We start from the raw sequence: 16,153 nt of genomic DNA, 5'->3' as shown, positions 1-16,153 counted from the left end.
CCTGCTTTCGTAGCAGTGAAACTTCAACTTTAATTTTATCAAGATATTTTAAAAAAGTAAAGGCAAATAACATCATAAAATTTCCTTCTCTTAAACTCAAATCCCCCTATATGCACTTTATAACAACCTCTGCACTCTTTAGACCTTCTGCTAAAACTCTAACTCTAATCTCTCCTTTCTCTCTAATGTTTTTTACAACTACAAGTGCACGTCCTTTATACAGCTTTCTTTGAGAGCTAACAAAAAGCTCGGTTGACAATGTGTCAGCCGTTCCTAATGCCATAAACCTACCTGCACCTTCAACTTCTACAGTTACTGTGTTATCTGCATATGGTACTTCTCTTTCATTCTTATCTACTGCAATAATTTTTATATAGCACAAATCACCACAAGAAGAAATGACATTTCTGTCAGGCAGCAGTTTTAAAGCAACTGGCCTGTCAGTTGTTTCTATCTTATCTCTGCCAATTTCTTTGCCATTTTTATATGCCACAGCTTCAACTTTACCTGGTTCATAAACTGTGTTATAAACTGCTTTGAATTGGGTATTTATTCCACATACTTTTCTTCCTAAGCTTCGACCATTTACAAATACTTCTACCTCATCAGCATCTGCATAAACATGAACTGCTATAGGCATTCCCTCATAACCTGGAAATGTATAGCTGCGCTCAACTGGTTCCCACGCCCAGGGTCTAAAGTACAATTTTTTCCCAAAAAGTTGTGGTGGAAGGACTACAATATAGGGCTCTTTTCTCAATCCCCAAACCACATCCCTGTAATACGACTGAGGGCGTTTATCTCCACAAATATCAATATCTCCACAATTTGCATAAAACCATGGAAATTTCCCACCAAACATCTTAGCTTCATTTTCGTCTGTGCAAACTCTACCTATCCCAGCTTCACCTAAATAGTCAATAGCAGTCCATACAAAATCTCCAATAACATTTGGATTCTTTACAGTTTCAGTCCAGTTTTTGAATAAAGTATATGGATATGTCTCCGTTCCGCATATGATACGATTTGGATATTTTTCTAAATCATATGAATATCTATCGATCTTGTAGTTATAACCTGCAACGTCTAAAAACTTAAAGAATTTTTCTGTTACTTTCCCCCATTTGTCGTTACCAGCTACTGCCTCTTGTTTTAACATTCTTATTACATAATTTCCATCTTCAATTGTTGTGAGCAAACTCTCATAATCAGCTGGAATAGCACAAAACGCTGCAGTGACCAATCTTGTTGAATCCAATTCTTTTACTTTTTGCGACAAGCGCTTGCACCATGTATAAATGCTCGAATATCCTTCTTCATCATCTACATCAATTCCCACACCCCAGGTAATTTCATTACCAATAGACCACATTATAATAGAGGGATGATTATAATCTCTCATAATGGTGGCTCTTAAATCTTCTTCCCAATACTTGTCAAAGAAGAGATGATAATCAAAACTCAGTTTACCTGCTGTCCAGACATCAAAAAATTCTTCAATTACAAGCATACCTAATCTATCACAGGCATCCAAAAGTGCTGGTGCAAATGGATTATGGGCAAGTCTTACTGCATTGAACCCAGAAGCTTTTAAAAGCTCAACTTTTCTCTCTTCTGCTCTGTCATAGCTGGCACTCCCAAGAGGTCCGTTGTCGTGATGGATACATCCACCTTTTAGCTTTATAACCCTACCGTTGAGCTTTAAACCTTCCTTGGGGCTTACCGAAATTGTCCGTATTCCAAAAAACGCAGAACTGCTATCTTCAATGTCTTCATTTATTTTAATTGTTGCAAGGATTTTATAAAGGTAAGGATTTTCTATATCCCAATACTTAAATGGTGATAATGTTATGATTTTACTAATTGTCTTTTCCTCATTTTTACTGAGAATAAATTGTTCCTTACTGCTTATTATAAGCTCACCATCGTTAGAAAAGATACTAAACTTCATAACTCCTTGAACACTTTCATTTGTACTATTTGCTACAGTCGCTCTAACTTCTAATATTGCCGTTTCATTTTCAATAGCCTTGGTTTCAACATGCAAATGCCACGGTTTTATGTAAACTTTACCACCTACATGAAGCCATACATGCCGATATATGCCGCAGCCTGCATACCACCGTGAACTTGGTTTGTGAGTATTTTCCACATGCACAACAATAGTGTTCTTATCATCAAACTTAACATGTTTTGTTATGTCCACAAAGAAACTTGTATAGCCATTGAAATGCTTAGCAACAAGCCTTCCATTTACAAAAACCTCAGAGATTCCCATAATTCCCTCAAATTCAAGAATTAAGTTTTTGCCCTTCCACTCTTCTTCTAACATTAACTCTTTTTTGTAATATAAACTACACCCGGGAGTATATCCTTCTGAGGCACCTGAAGGATTATTTTCGCATCTTGGTCTTTCAATCACAGCATCATGTGGCAAATCTACAGGTTTCCACTCACACTCTAAGTTGGCTACATTCAATACGCTGTACAGGGAACTTTCAGCATATTCCCATGATTTGTCTATATTGACTTTCTTCATAACTAAAGTACAAATCGTCTGAACGGCACACATATATATCACCGTTCAGACGGCTGGGGTATTTATTTTTCCGCCATGTAAAAGAAGTTGTTCCAGCCCCAGCAGGCGGTTTTTGGAACAACCTCGCACACTTTTTTATTAGCCTTGATATTTTGACATCTTTTCAATAGCTTCCCATAGACCATTTAGATATGCAATGCCAAGGGCTCTGTCATAAAGCCCATAGCCAGGTCTTCCCTTTTCGCCCCAAATCATCCTTCCATGGTCAGGTCGCAAATACCCTTCAAATCCTATATCGTATATCGCTTTCATTATCTCAAACATATCAAATGAGCCATCTGTCGACAGGTGCGATGTTTCAAAAAAAGACCTCTCACCTGTAAATTTGATATTTCTCACATGCATAAAGTGAATCCTGCCCATCTTACCAAAATACCTTATCAGCTCTGGGATATTGTTTTCCTTGTTTGCTCCAAGTGAACCTGTACAGAGCGTAAGACCATTATATGGGCTGTCAACAGCTTTTAAAAATCTTTCTATGTTCTCTTTATTTGTTACAACCCTTGGCAGTCCAAATAACGACCATGGTGGGTCGTCAGGATGAATTGCCATCTTAACATCGCACTCTTCACAAACAGGGATTATGTTCTCTAAAAAGTATATTAGATTTTGAAGAAGCTTCTCTTCGTCAACATCTTTGTACAGATCAAAAAGATTTTGCAGCTGTTTTAGCCTGTAGCTCTCCCAGCCAGGAAGCGAAAATCCTCTCGAACCACTTTCCATACTCTTTACCAATTCATCTGGCGTGAGATTCTTTAGCATCTCATGGTTGTATTCCATAACCTCTGAACCATCAGGTAGCTTTTTAGCAAGGTCTGTCCTCAGCCAATCAAATACAGGCATAAAGTTGTAACATATTACCTTTACACCTGCTTTTGCTAAGTTCCTTATGGTCTGCTTGTAGTTTTCTATATACCTATCTCTTGTTGGAAGTCCAAGCTTTATATCCTCGTGAACATTTACACTTTCTATCACCTCAAATTTGAGCCCTGCGTCCTCTACCATCTTTTTTAGCTCAAATATCTTCTCTTCTGGCCATACCTCACCAACCGGAATGTCAAAAAGAGCAGTCACAACTCCATATATTCCTGGAATCTGACGAATATACTCAAGTGGAATGTTGTCATCTTTGGGACCAAACCATCTAAATGTCATTTTAAAACCCATCTTTACATCTGCTCCTTTCTGTATTTTGTTTAATCACATTCAAGATACTTCTCAAGTGTCCTTCGCACAGCACCAACACCTTCTGTCATCTCTTTAAAATAATCTATAACCTTGTTTGCAAGGCCTACCTCAAAAAGATTTACTCTAAAGAGCATCTCGTTTGACAATATTGGCTTTAGCTTTTCATCTAAGTTTTCTACCTTCTTGCCAAGCTCAATCCCATTCATTTGTTTTTTCAGCTCATCTAAAAGCGGGTCGGGACTTGGCTCAAAAGGCTTGCCACTGTCATCTACACACATCAAGTATCTTAACCATCCTGCTATCACAAGCGGTATGAATTTTAAACTTTTTACATCCAAATTAGGACTTTCGCTGTACGCCTTTATTGTCTCACCAAATCTAATTGGCATCTTCTGTGATGTGTCTGTCGCTATTCTTTGTGGTGCATCTGGTATATATGGGTTTGGAAACCTTTCTTCAATTACCTCCTTAAGATATTCTTTTGGGTCAATTATCTTTGGGTCAACCACAACTGGCAAGCCCTCTTCATACCCTATCTTCTCTATAAGCTTCTTTAAACACCCGTCTTTTACCTCTTCATAGATTGTCTTGTAACCAAGTAAACATCCAAAGATGGCCAAAGCTGTGTGAAGTGGGTTGAGACACGTCTGAACCTTCATCCGCTCTGAGTTCTCGACTGTCTGCCTGTCCGCAAAATAAACTCCTGCCTTCTCTAGAGGTGGTCTGCCATTTGGAAAGTTGTCTTCAATCACAAGATATTGAGATTTTTCTGTATTGACAAAAGGTGCTATATATGTGTTTTTGGAAGTGCAAATTATCTCCATTTTCTCTAACCCGTCTTTTTCAAGTAACTCCTTTATGCTCTCAGAAGGTCTTGGAACAATCTTGTCTATCATGCTCCATGGAAAGCTAACTGATGAAGAATTGCTAAGATACTCAACAAAACCTTCTTCTACTAATTTGTTTTTTACCCACTCTTTTGCTATTTGAATGATTGAATTATAAAGCCTTTCACCGTTTTTTGAGCAATTATCAAGGCTCACAACTGCAACTGGGTGCTTGCCATTTTTGTACCTCACATACAAAAGTGAGGCAACCTTCCCCATACTACTTTTTGGTTTTTCTGGTCCGTTTTCTATATCTTCTTTTACTTGTGGCAGATATTCACCATTTAAATCAACAATATTGTACCCTTTTTCTGTAATAGTAAATGTCACCATCTGCAAAGATGCACTTTTAAAAATCTCACAAAGCCTTGCCCAGTCATCTTTAAAATCAGGGTCGCACTTTAGCGCCTCAGTAATACTTGCAATTACTCTTTTTTGCAGATTTCCTTTTGCATCTGCTGTAATAACCAAGGAAAGATTGTCATATGGTTTGTAGATTCTATCAATTATTTCATAGTCAAATAGCTCTGCTGCAATAACCCCTGTCTGAACCTCGCCTCTTTCTAACAAATCCTGCTCAAGTGCTGCAATATACCCTCTAAAAATATTTCCTGCTCCAAAGTGAATCCATGTGGGATTTTCATATGTGTTTTTTATAACATCCTCTATATCAAATTGAGGCATCTCAATTTGAATCTTTTGCCACAAATCTTTATGTGCAAGGCTTTCTCTATTTAACTTTAGCATTTTTGGCACCTCGTCCTTTCTACAAAAACTCAAGTTTCTATTTTACGGATATATGAGTCTTCCTTTTTCATCAGGAATTCCTGTTTTTCTGTAAAAGTATGTATTGATCACATCTCGCCACTCAATTGCATGTTCTTTTTGCATCTTTAGCCGCTCAGAAACTCTATTAAAGATATCTTCATCTATCTTTCCTCTTAGCTCTTCCCACTTTTGGATAAGAACATCTACCTCTTCAGCACCTTCAAAGTGCGAATCATACATGAACTGAATGAGCGTTTTGCCTGATTTTAATCTGTGAGTATATGGCACTCTGTGGAAAAATAGTAAAAGGTCTTCTGGACATTTTTCTATATCGTCAAAGATTTTTTGCCAATGCGGATGATACTGCAAAGTATATCCTGTACCCTTTGATGTCCTGTCAACCCCAATTGCTTTTGTATCTGCTCTGTGGTAGGTCCCCCACTTTGAATACTCATACCCTTCTGGATTAGGACCATAGTGGTGACCCGGATTTACCATCCACCCCAAACCAAGAGGTGTTGTGTACTTTTCGTAGATTCTATGCGAATTTAAAAGCATCCAAAGAATATTTTCTACAACCTTTTTATCATCCCCAAATGTAAGCAAAATCCATTCTTTAGCAATATCTTCAACTGACCTATCTGGATTCCAAGCAAGTTTCCCAAACGTCCAAAGATTTGCCTGGGCTAAATCGTGTCCTGTCCAGTTTATGCTACTACCTATGTTTGACACACCCGCAAATCCACAATACTTCCATCCAAATAGACTTCCATCTACTATTCTTTTGACATATGAACCTTTGCCTTTGCAGTAGGTGTCAAACTCTAAAATCTCTTTCCACAAGGTACCTAAATAGCAAAGATGAATCTGCTGGCCTGTATATTCCTGAGTTATTTGTAATTCTATCATCTGATTTGTCTTTTCCATACCACCAAAAAGTGGTGATACAGGCTCCCTTACCTGAAAGTCCATTGGACCATATTTTATCTGAAGTACAACATTATCAAGAAACTCTCCATCAAGAGGTTTGAAGTTTTCATACGCAGCCTTTGCCCTGTCAGTCTTTGTGTCTCTCCAGTCCTGAAGACAGTTGTAGACAAACGCGCGCCAGATGACAACTCCACCATATGGCAAAAGAGCTTTTGCAAGCATGTTTGCTCCATCCGCATGGCTCCTGCCATATACATATGGGCCAGGATTGAACTCAGAATCAGCTTTTACTAAAAAACCCCCAAAGTCAGGTATATAGCTATAAATTGTCTTGACCGTCTCTTGCCACCATTTAAATACATCAGGGTCAAGAGGGTCTGCAGTTGAAAGTCCTCCGATATAAATTGGACTTGCAAAATTTATGCTAAGATACAATTTTATACCATATAATCTGAAAGTCTCAGCAATTTCAGAAAGCTCAGGCAAATACTTTGGAGTTATCAGCCAAATTGCCTTTCCTCTGACATTGACATTGTTAATTACCACCCCATTTATACCAATTGACGCAAGTAGCCTTGCATAGTCTCTTACACGTTTTAAAGACCTTTTTACCCTGTTGTTTGAAAAAAAAATGGAACTTCCTGCATAACCTCTTTCAATGCTTCCATCCATATTATCCCAGTGGTTGATCACCCTCAAAGGTGCTTTTGGATTTTCTATGATATATAAACTACTTAAATTGCTTTTTACCCTCAGCCTATTGATAAGTTCGAATGTACCATAAATTATTCCACTCTCAGTTTTAGCAACAAGTAGAATAATGTTTTGCGTTTTAGTTGCAACAACCTTTATCAAAAATCCCTCATTGCCAATTTGTTCTTTTTCCTCTTTTTCAAGAAACTTTTCTATTACTTCATTTCCTAACTTTCCTATCAATGTACCACGATGAAAGTCAAGATAAGAAGTAGTCTGTATATTGGGTTCTACTCCAAAAATGTTTTTAATAGCCTCTTTTAGCTCAAGGGCAGCATTTCGAAAATAGTAATTGTTATCCAATATAAAAATGTTTGAAATGAAAGGTATAACCTTTTTCAAATACTCTTCATCTTCGCACCTTTTGTAATCAAGCCAACACATAGTATATTGATTTTGTGGCACTCCTTTTTGTTTGAGGTGTTCCATAAGTCTACACTCCTTCTTAAATGAAAATCATTATTCTATTTGAAACCGATTTCTATTTAACTTAAATCCGAAGTTTTTTTATTTAATAATTAGTTTCGCCTATCATTGAACTCCTATATTTAGATGGGCTTTTACCTACATACTCCTCAAACTTTAGCGCAAAATAATCAGTGTCATTATAACCCACTTCTTTTGCAATTTCATAAATTTTTTTATCGGTCTTGAGTAAAAGTTTTTTAGCCTGTTCGATTCTTAATATGTGCAAATACTTATTAAATGGCATGTTAAAGTGCTTTTTAAACATCCTGCCCAAGTAAATTGGATTGATATAAAACTGCTGAGCAATGCTTTTTATAGTGATATCTTTATTGTAGTTTTCCTTTATGAACAGCTCAATCTTCTTCATAAAGCTTGAACTGTTGAACTTTGTAGCTTCAGTAACGTATTCTGCTATTTGAAGTAATATCTCCATTACCTTTTCAATAAATTTGCTCTTTTGGAGACTACTCCTATAGATAAACTTGAGACTGTCTGCCTCAAAAAGTTGATACACTTCAAAATAATCTATAACCTCGAGTAACGTAAGAAGTATGTAACCTTTAATTATCTCAGGAGAAATCTTTTTGTTGTGGCACTCATCAAAAAATTGAGAAAGTTTGTATCTAATTTCTTCACATTTTCTTTCTTCAATCAATTTAATAAGTTCACTGCCCAATTTCTTATCCTCAATGTACATCTCAAAATCTTCTATTTGAGTTGCTTCAATCACTCCAATCTTTTCATAAAATTGCGCAAAGCTAAGTTTCTTAAGAAGCTGTTTGTAAAAACTATGTATATTTTGGAAGCTCTTGATTTCATCAAACACTATTGATTGCAAGTTCAATCTCTTTGTCACATGTTCGTATACTTGTCTTATCACCTGATTCTTTTTATTTTTCTGCTCAGTCTCAATGATAAGTATTATGTTAAAAAAGCTGTCCCAGTAACATCTAAAGTCAATTCCTTTGTTTGCAAACTTTATGTTAACCTCTTTTTCAACCTCTAATAAACTCTCACAAATAGTCAAGTCATCTTCATATTGCAGGTCTTCTTTTTTGCCAATTCCCATCCATCTTGTGGTATCATTTGTCTCAAATTGTTCTATAGTCGATACCTCATCAAACTCAATCATCCTCATAAACCTTGAGTTTCTTTTCAAATATTCAAATAGGTTTTTTCTCCTGTGATACTCTCTCTCATTGAGAATTCTAGTTTTTATTCTTTCCAACGTCTGAATGAGCTCTGCCTCATCTATAGGTTTTAATAAATAGTCATTGACACCATATCTTATAGCGGCTTTTGCAAACTCAAATTCATTGTACCCACTAATAATAATGACAGCTGGCCGGTTTTCAAACTCCTCTGAAATCCTTCTTATCAGCTCAATTCCGTCCATAACGGGCATCTTTATATCTGTAATCACCACATCAATATGCTCTTTTCTCAAAATCTCAAGCGCTTCCTGACCATTGCTAGCTTCCCTATATATCACAAATCCACGTCCATTCCAGTCTACAAGCTTTATAATACCCTTTCTCATATAGACTTCATCTTCAACCAAAAGAACTTTAAGCATTTTTAACACCCTCAATTTTTTAGATTTTATATACAAATGCAGGAAGTTCTAACGGGATTTTGATAACAATCCTTGTACCCTGTTTAAAATTGCTATGTATTTTAAAATCAACGGCATTGTTGTAATAGAGCATAAGCCTTTTGTAAACATTTTTAAGACCAATATTCTTTTCGTATGTATTATTGCTCAGGTTCTCATAAAGCTGAGAAAGTTTCTCTTCATCCATACCAATACCATTGTCTTCAACCTTTATGACAAGGTAAGCCTCTTCTTTTTTAACCTCTATTATAATCTCCCCATTCCCTTCTATCTCTTCAATACCATGAATACACGCATTTTCAACCAGCGGTTGGATGGTCATCTTTGGTATTAAACAATTTCTCGCTACTTCATCCACATAAATACGATATGCAAGTTTTTCTCCCAGCCTGTACTTTTGAATCTTTAAAAAGTCCTCTACAAAGCCAATCTCTTCTTCTACAGTAGTGATATCATTCCCCCAATAAATAAGCCTTCTGAGCGTCCTTGTGAGATACTTAATAATCTCAGCTGTCTCAAGCTCGTTTTTAAGTACTGACCTCATTCTTATCGAATCCAATGTGTTAAAAAGAAAATGAGGATTTATTTGACTCTGCAAAGCGTTTAACTCTGCCTGTTTCTTTTCAATTTCTAAAGTCTTTCTTTGTATTTCAGAGAGCATCTCTTTTTCAATGAGTTCTTTTAACTTTATTGTCATATTGTTAAACTCTTTTATTACATTGCCAATCTCATCATTTCCTTCTTTGCAATTGAGAATCTCAAAATTCTGCTTTTTGATTTTCTTAATGTGCCTTGTCAAAAGTTCCAATCTTGCTGACAATGACGAGGTAATCATCCTAATTAAAAGAGTTGCAAAAAGTAGACTCAAGACTGAAATAAAGAGTATATACTCAATTGCCCTATAGATTTTTCCAAGCATGTATGATTTTGAAAATACACCTACTAATTTCCAGCAAGATAGTAAATTGTAATCCAATCTTTCTTCAAATATATAGGAATCCTTAGAAACAAACTTTCTCTTGTCAAATTTTATAAAAGGCTTTGCAAATATAACACTGTTGTTACTACGTGCAGCAATAATCCTATTTGACTTGTCAAGAAGGTAAATCTCGCCACCAAATATTTCAAAATTTATAGAATTGAAAAAGCTTGCTAAGTACATGTCGATTTTAGCTATTTTTAGATACTTACTGTTATTTCCTCTTGATGTGCTTCTCCTTTCAAACTGGTTTAAATTTCTAAACAGCGACACATATCCCTCTTCTCCATTCACACCTTCATCCACAGTAGGAATCACTATGATCCCCTGCTGATTATCCATAACTAAACTGAACCATTCTTTTGCTTCTCCCTCATTTAATTTTCTGTAACCATCGCTATCTACAATAGTTGGATTGTTAGTATAAATGGTAACACGTGCTATATTGGAATAAACATTCCTACCTTGATAAATCTTATTTCTCAAATACCCCTCATAACTGGAATAAAAATCTTCCAATCCTTTGTATTCTATATCAAGCATATCATTTAACAACTCATCTGTATACAATGTATTGGAATAAAGAATAGCTTCTTCAATTACTTTTTTAATATTTGCATTCAAAATATTAAAGGCACCTTTTATCTGATCAATCTTTTGTTGTTGAAGATTTTTCACAATAAACAATGTAAAAATAAAATGAGTAACAATTGTTGGAATTAACACGCACAGTATATAAACTAACAGTAATTTCTTTCTAACTGAGAGATTGTCAAGTCCTGTCAACAATCTTTCTTTTAATTTAGCTGAGAATTTACAAATCACCTTTGTCACCAAGTTCATCTTTGATATCCTTTGATTTTAATTATAGCATATCTATTAACATAGGTGAATTAAAAAGTGGGCTTTTTAACACCCACTTTTATTTATTTCAATGAAGTTAAACAATACAATTTGCCAAAAAATTCGACAAATTCCGCTCTCCCTCTATTCTCCTTTAACACTCCCAAGAGTGAGCCCCTTGACAAAATATTTTTGTAAAAATGGATATACAATTATAATTGGCACTGTCGCAACAATTGTCATACTTGCTCTTACTGAAGTAGGCGTTACTTGCTGGGTTTCTGCCATTGCGCCCATCTGGTAGTCAGGGTTTCTTCCAACCTGCATACTTACAGATGCTAAAATCTTTTGTAGCTCATACTGCAAAGTACTGAGGTCAGGTCTCTGGGAGTTAAAAATATACACGTCAAACCATGAATTCCAGTGCCCAACACCTATAAATAGTGCGATTGTTGCCACTGCTGGTAGTGTAAGAGGGAAGATTATCTGCCACAGTATCCTAAATTCGCTTGCACCATCAATTTTGGCTGACTCTATAAGACTTGTAGGGAGAGATTCAATGTAACTTCTCACAACTACCACGTTGAACATTCCTAAAAGAGCAGGAATAATATACACCCAGAATGTATTTAAAAGATGTAAACTTCTATATAGTAAATATTGTGGTATTAATCCTGCTCCAAAGTACATTGTTAAAACCATTATAGCAGAAAAAGGTCTTCTTAAGACAAAATCTTTTCTTGAAAGAGGATATGCAACAAACATTGTGCATATGATTCCAAGAACAGTTCCTAAGACTGTTCTTGCCACTGATACAAGAGTTGCATTATATATCTGTGGATTGCTTATGATAATCTCATAATTTTTTAAGGTCCATTTTCTTGGCCAAATATATATCCCGCCTCTTACTGTATCAAGAGCATCATTAAAGGATACTGCAAGAACATTCAGAAAGGGATACAATGTTACAATACCAACAAATATCAAACTTATATGGACTACCAAGTCAACTATAATGTCTTCGGCTGTCTTTTTTCTAAGCATTTAACATATACCCCCTATTTTATCCTCTAATAGATATTTTACATAACAGTTGAAGCATTTAATTTTTGAGCAATCTTATTAGCAAATAATACAAGGAAAATACTTACAACACTTTTGAACATACCAGCAGCTGTTGCATACGAATATCTGTACATGGTAATACCGTAATCAAGAACATATGTGTCAAGAATTTGGGCATAGTCTTGAACAAGAGGATTTCTTAACAAAAGCACCTGTTCAAATCCTGCGTTCAAAAGCCAACCAACATTTAATATTAAAAGCATACTAATTGTTGGTGCAATCCCTGGTAAAGTTACATACCTTATTTTTTGAAGCCTTCCACAACCATCAACACTTGCAGCATCATAAAGTTCAGGGTCAATACTCGTTATTGCAGCTAAATATACAATAGCATTCCATCCTGTTTCTTTCCACACACTGGATAGTGCTAATATCCACCAAAAATAATGCCCTTCACCCATCCATACAATCGGTTGTTTGATAATTTTTAGGGACATCAAAATTTGGTTAACAATACCTGACTCTGGTGCAAGCGCACTTATAACAATACTTGCAGCAACAACCCACGATACAAAGTGGGGAAGATAGGAAATGGTCTGAATAGTTCGCTTAAATAACATATTCTTTACTTCATTTAACATCAATGCAAGTAAAATTGCCGCAGCAAAAGAGGTCACAAGTTTTAAAAAACTTATAACAATTGTGTTTCTCATAGCAAGCCAAAATCCTGAGTCACTAAACAAATCTTTAAACTGTTGAAAGCCAACCCACTCAGATCCCCATACACCTTCATAAGGCCTATATTCTTTAAAAGCAATTATCCACCACCATAGTGGAATATAGTGAAAAAGAATAACGTACAATACAAAAGGAAATATCATAAAAACTAACTCTTTTTGCTCTTTTACTCTTTGCCAAAAAGTTTTTTTAGAAGAGTAATAAATTGCTGATTCCAATGTCACTGACCTCCTTTTTAAACATTCAACAACTATACTACTGTATATTTTCAGAAATTCTTAAAAAGTTTTTAAAGAAGGGAAGAGGATGTTTTGCCTCTCCCCTCCTTAATTATCTATTCTTATCCGCTATTTAATCTTAATTCCGTACCAATCTTCCATACGTTTTCTTAGTTCTTGTGTATAGAAATCTGCTATAACTTTGCTATTTATTTTTTGCCTTACTTCGGTTTTATACTTATTCCATACTTCATCATATTTGCCCTTTGGTGCCATAATAAGCAGTGGAATGTACTTTCTTGCTAAATCATTAGCAATATTTAAAGGAACCTGGATTTCTTTTTGTTTTTCTGGTGGAACATTAATCTCCCAAGCATAACCCCATTTTGGAGATTCAGGTTCATCTGCAAATGGTGGTTCTACAAATGTCTTTGCTTTATAAGCATCAAGTACTTGTTTTTGTGCAGGTGCCCATTGCATGTATGCAATATCTGGATCAAGATCAGGTTTTACATAGTTGCCATCTGGAAGTTTTAATTGCCATCTTGGATAAATATTCCAATAACCAAGTCCTTCTTGTTTCTGATATACAGGATCTCTTGCCTTGTCTATCATAGCTTGAGTTCTGTACATCTTGCCTTTCTTGTCAACAAGGTAGTCTCTCCCCTTGATTCCCCAGAACATGAGTTTTTGAACATCAGGATTTAATAATGAGTCTAAAAACTTAAATGCTGTAACTGGGTCTTTACACTTTTTAGTTATACTTACTCCATCACGCGTGCCAATTGACTGTAACATAACATACCTTGACTTTTTAACACCTTTGAAAACTATCCCAAATGGAACCAATATTCTATCGTCTTCTCCATTCTTTCTCAGTGTATTAAATGCATTAGTGAAATGCCATGACCTTCCCCATGAAGTTACTACTCTACCCTGAGCTATCTTTGCTTGCCATTGGTCATATGTTTGGACAAATGCTTCTTTATCAAATAATCCTTCATTCCACAGCTGATTCAATGCTTTGTATGCTTTGTACATTCCCACACCTGCCGGGTCATAAGATGCCGTATAAGTTTTTGGATCAAACTGAACAGTGTCTGCAATCAGTCCATTTAACCCTGTCGCTGGGTCTTGAATGACGTAAAATCTTGAACCTTCTGTAATTGCAGACATCCCTATAACAGGCATACCTTTGTATTTTGGATACTTCTTAACATAAGCTCTCAACATTGGAACCAAATCTTCCCAATATCTAAGCCTTGGCCACTTATTTTTCTTTAGCATATCAATCATTACATATAAACCTTCACCCATTGAGCTTGGAGATACTTCTCCTCTTGAGTAGCTCAAGAAATAAATATGACCGTCCGCCTGACGCAGTTTCTTTAAGTCAGCCTCTGAATATGCCTTCTTTGTCCATGTTCCATATTTTTGAATATATCCTTCTAGTGGTACTAAGACTTTGTTCTGAATAAACTGTTTGTGCTCACCGCTACCATATACAAGATCTGGCAAGTCACCCGATGCAAGCATCAGCGATACCTTTGTTGCCTGGTCCATACCAACAAAGTGTTCAATCTTAAGTCTAACACCTGTCTTTTTTGTAATTTCTTGACCTATTGCTGTGCTAAAAATGTCAGGATGGTATTGCACTGTTGCATCAGCACTAAACATTGTGAAAGTTACAACTTTTTTAGATGCAGCTTCTGCATTTTTTGTTCCAACAGGAACAAAGCTGCCAGCAATTGTTGCAAAAATAAAGATTAAAGCTACTATCAAAGCACTTTTCTTTTTAAAACTCACTTTAAGAATGCCTCCTTCTTTTAATTTTCTGAGGATTATTTTTTACATCCTCTATTGTTCATTTTACATAGTATTTGTTTAAAAACAACCCTTAAAATCTAACATATTTACCCCATAAAATTGATATATAGAAGTTTATAATCTGCCATATTCTTGCACAGCCCACATATAAATTCTAATATTTTCTAAAGGTGTACCAGAAGCAATAGAACCAGCAGGAGTTTCAACAAAATTGCCATCTGCTTTTAACACATCCATATCTCTTTTTACAATTTCAATTATCTCTTCTTTTGTACCATTTCTAAGAACAAAAGGTGGCATTTGGCCATAGATTCGTGCATTTGGCATAAGTTTTCTTATAGTAGCAGGATGTATTTCTGGCCCAAAGTTCACTGCATTTACTCCCAAATCATTCAAAATAGGAATTATATGCTGCATGTTGCTGTCTGAGTGCTGATATCTTGTGTCAGTTTTGTTTGGAGCAAATTCTTTAAATAAGCTCTCCATTATAGGCGCACAATATCTTTCATAAAGCTTTGGTGAAAACAAAAAGCAGTTGTCATCATTAATTGATATTCCGTTGTATTCAATATCACAATAACTTCTTAAAAGCCTTATGTACTCAACAAGTTTTGTTCCCAAAATTTTAAAAAACTCATCCATAAGCTCTGGTTCATCCATCAGCAAAATGCAAAGGTTAGTTGTACCCAATAAACTTGTTGCAATTGTTGCTGGTCCTCTTATCATAGAGCCCCATCTTAGTTTTTTGCCAGTTTGGAGTTCATAGCTATTTTTAGCATCTATAAGCTCAGTAGTTACCACATTTTTTATTTCAACCTTTTCAAGCTTTCTAATTAAGTCCTTTACCTCATCCACAGAGTCAATTGCAGGCTCAAGCCAAGGTGTTCCCCCTTCAGAAATAACCACTTTCGAACCCATGACAACTTCAAACCTCGTTGGCTCAGGCGGGTCTAATTCTTCTTCTGAATAAAATCTCATTCCAAGCTCTTTTTCCAATATATCATTTGCCTTTTTATGAATCTCCAATCTAACAGCTTTGTCGGTGTAGTACTTGACAGTAGAAAATGGACCAACAAACTCAAATAAGAAGTGGTCATCAAGCCAAAAATGAATTGGAATGCGCGTTTTTTTGTCAAAGTTTTGCCTGCAGTAGTCATTTTCCTCCCAGAATGCCTTTAAATCAATTTTTATTTCATTCATCAGCTTCAACACTTCCTTTCTCAAAAAAAATCAATTATCTTTCATTATTAAAAATTATAGGGAAGACCCTAAAAG

General features: G+C 35.7%; 10 protein-coding genes. All 10 read right to left on the bottom strand.

Features of this window, described 5'->3' with window-relative positions; all coding sequences use genetic code 11:
• Window positions 1-106: 106 nt before the first annotated feature.
• The 10 genes from ELD05_RS04225 to ELD05_RS04180 all read right to left on the bottom strand — a co-directional run bounded on the left by ELD05_RS04225 (window position 107) and on the right by ELD05_RS04180 (window position 16,078).
• The gene (locus ELD05_RS04225; protein ID WP_127351488.1) at window positions 107-2,539 is read right to left on the bottom strand and encodes a glycoside hydrolase family 2 TIM barrel-domain containing protein; all 2,433 of its coding nucleotides are present in this window, start codon (window positions 2,537-2,539) and stop codon (window positions 107-109) included.
• 138 nt (window positions 2,540-2,677) lie between these two features.
• The gene (uxuA, locus tag ELD05_RS04220) at window positions 2,678-3,766 is read right to left on the bottom strand and encodes a mannonate dehydratase (RefSeq protein WP_127351487.1); all 1,089 of its coding nucleotides are present in this window, start codon (window positions 3,764-3,766) and stop codon (window positions 2,678-2,680) included.
• 29 nt (window positions 3,767-3,795) lie between these two features.
• Window positions 3,796-5,421, bottom strand: a complete 1,626-nt coding sequence (locus ELD05_RS04215) for a mannitol dehydrogenase family protein (RefSeq protein WP_127351486.1) — start codon at window positions 5,419-5,421, stop codon at window positions 3,796-3,798.
• Window positions 5,422-5,463: 42 nt separating this feature from the next.
• On the bottom strand, window positions 5,464-7,554 hold the full coding sequence (locus tag ELD05_RS04210) for an alpha-glucuronidase family glycosyl hydrolase (RefSeq protein WP_127351485.1): 2,091 nt from the start codon (window positions 7,552-7,554) through the stop codon (window positions 5,464-5,466).
• 82 nt (window positions 7,555-7,636) lie between these two features.
• Window positions 7,637-9,169: a response regulator transcription factor gene (locus ELD05_RS04205; RefSeq protein WP_127351484.1), complete on the bottom strand. Its 1,533-nt coding sequence runs from the start codon at window positions 9,167-9,169 to the stop codon at window positions 7,637-7,639.
• Window positions 9,170-9,188: 19 nt separating this feature from the next.
• Entirely contained in the window at window positions 9,189-11,030 is a 1,842-nt protein-coding gene (locus tag ELD05_RS04200) for a sensor histidine kinase (protein ID WP_127351483.1), read from the bottom strand.
• A gap of 144 nt (window positions 11,031-11,174) precedes the next feature.
• On the bottom strand, window positions 11,175-12,074 hold the full coding sequence (locus ELD05_RS04195) for a carbohydrate ABC transporter permease (protein ID WP_127351482.1): 900 nt from the start codon (window positions 12,072-12,074) through the stop codon (window positions 11,175-11,177).
• 38 nt (window positions 12,075-12,112) lie between these two features.
• Window positions 12,113-13,051, bottom strand: a complete 939-nt coding sequence (locus ELD05_RS04190) for an ABC transporter permease (protein WP_011918178.1) — start codon at window positions 13,049-13,051, stop codon at window positions 12,113-12,115.
• 129 nt (window positions 13,052-13,180) lie between these two features.
• Window positions 13,181-14,857, bottom strand: a complete 1,677-nt coding sequence (locus tag ELD05_RS04185; protein ID WP_127351481.1) for an ABC transporter substrate-binding protein — start codon at window positions 14,855-14,857, stop codon at window positions 13,181-13,183.
• Window positions 14,858-14,992: 135 nt separating this feature from the next.
• Window positions 14,993-16,078 carry a uroporphyrinogen decarboxylase family protein gene (locus tag ELD05_RS04180; protein WP_127351480.1) on the bottom strand — a complete coding sequence of 362 codons (1,086 nt, stop codon included), beginning with the start codon at window positions 16,076-16,078 and terminating at the stop codon, window positions 14,993-14,995.
• Window positions 16,079-16,153: the final 75 nt, after the last annotated feature.

It is taken from the genome of Caldicellulosiruptor changbaiensis (genome assembly GCF_003999255.1).
Taxonomy (GTDB): domain Bacteria; phylum Bacillota; class Thermoanaerobacteria; order Caldicellulosiruptorales; family Caldicellulosiruptoraceae; genus Caldicellulosiruptor; species Caldicellulosiruptor changbaiensis.
Note: the sequence above shows the minus strand (reverse complement) of the source record. Positions and strands in the feature narration are given on the sequence as shown.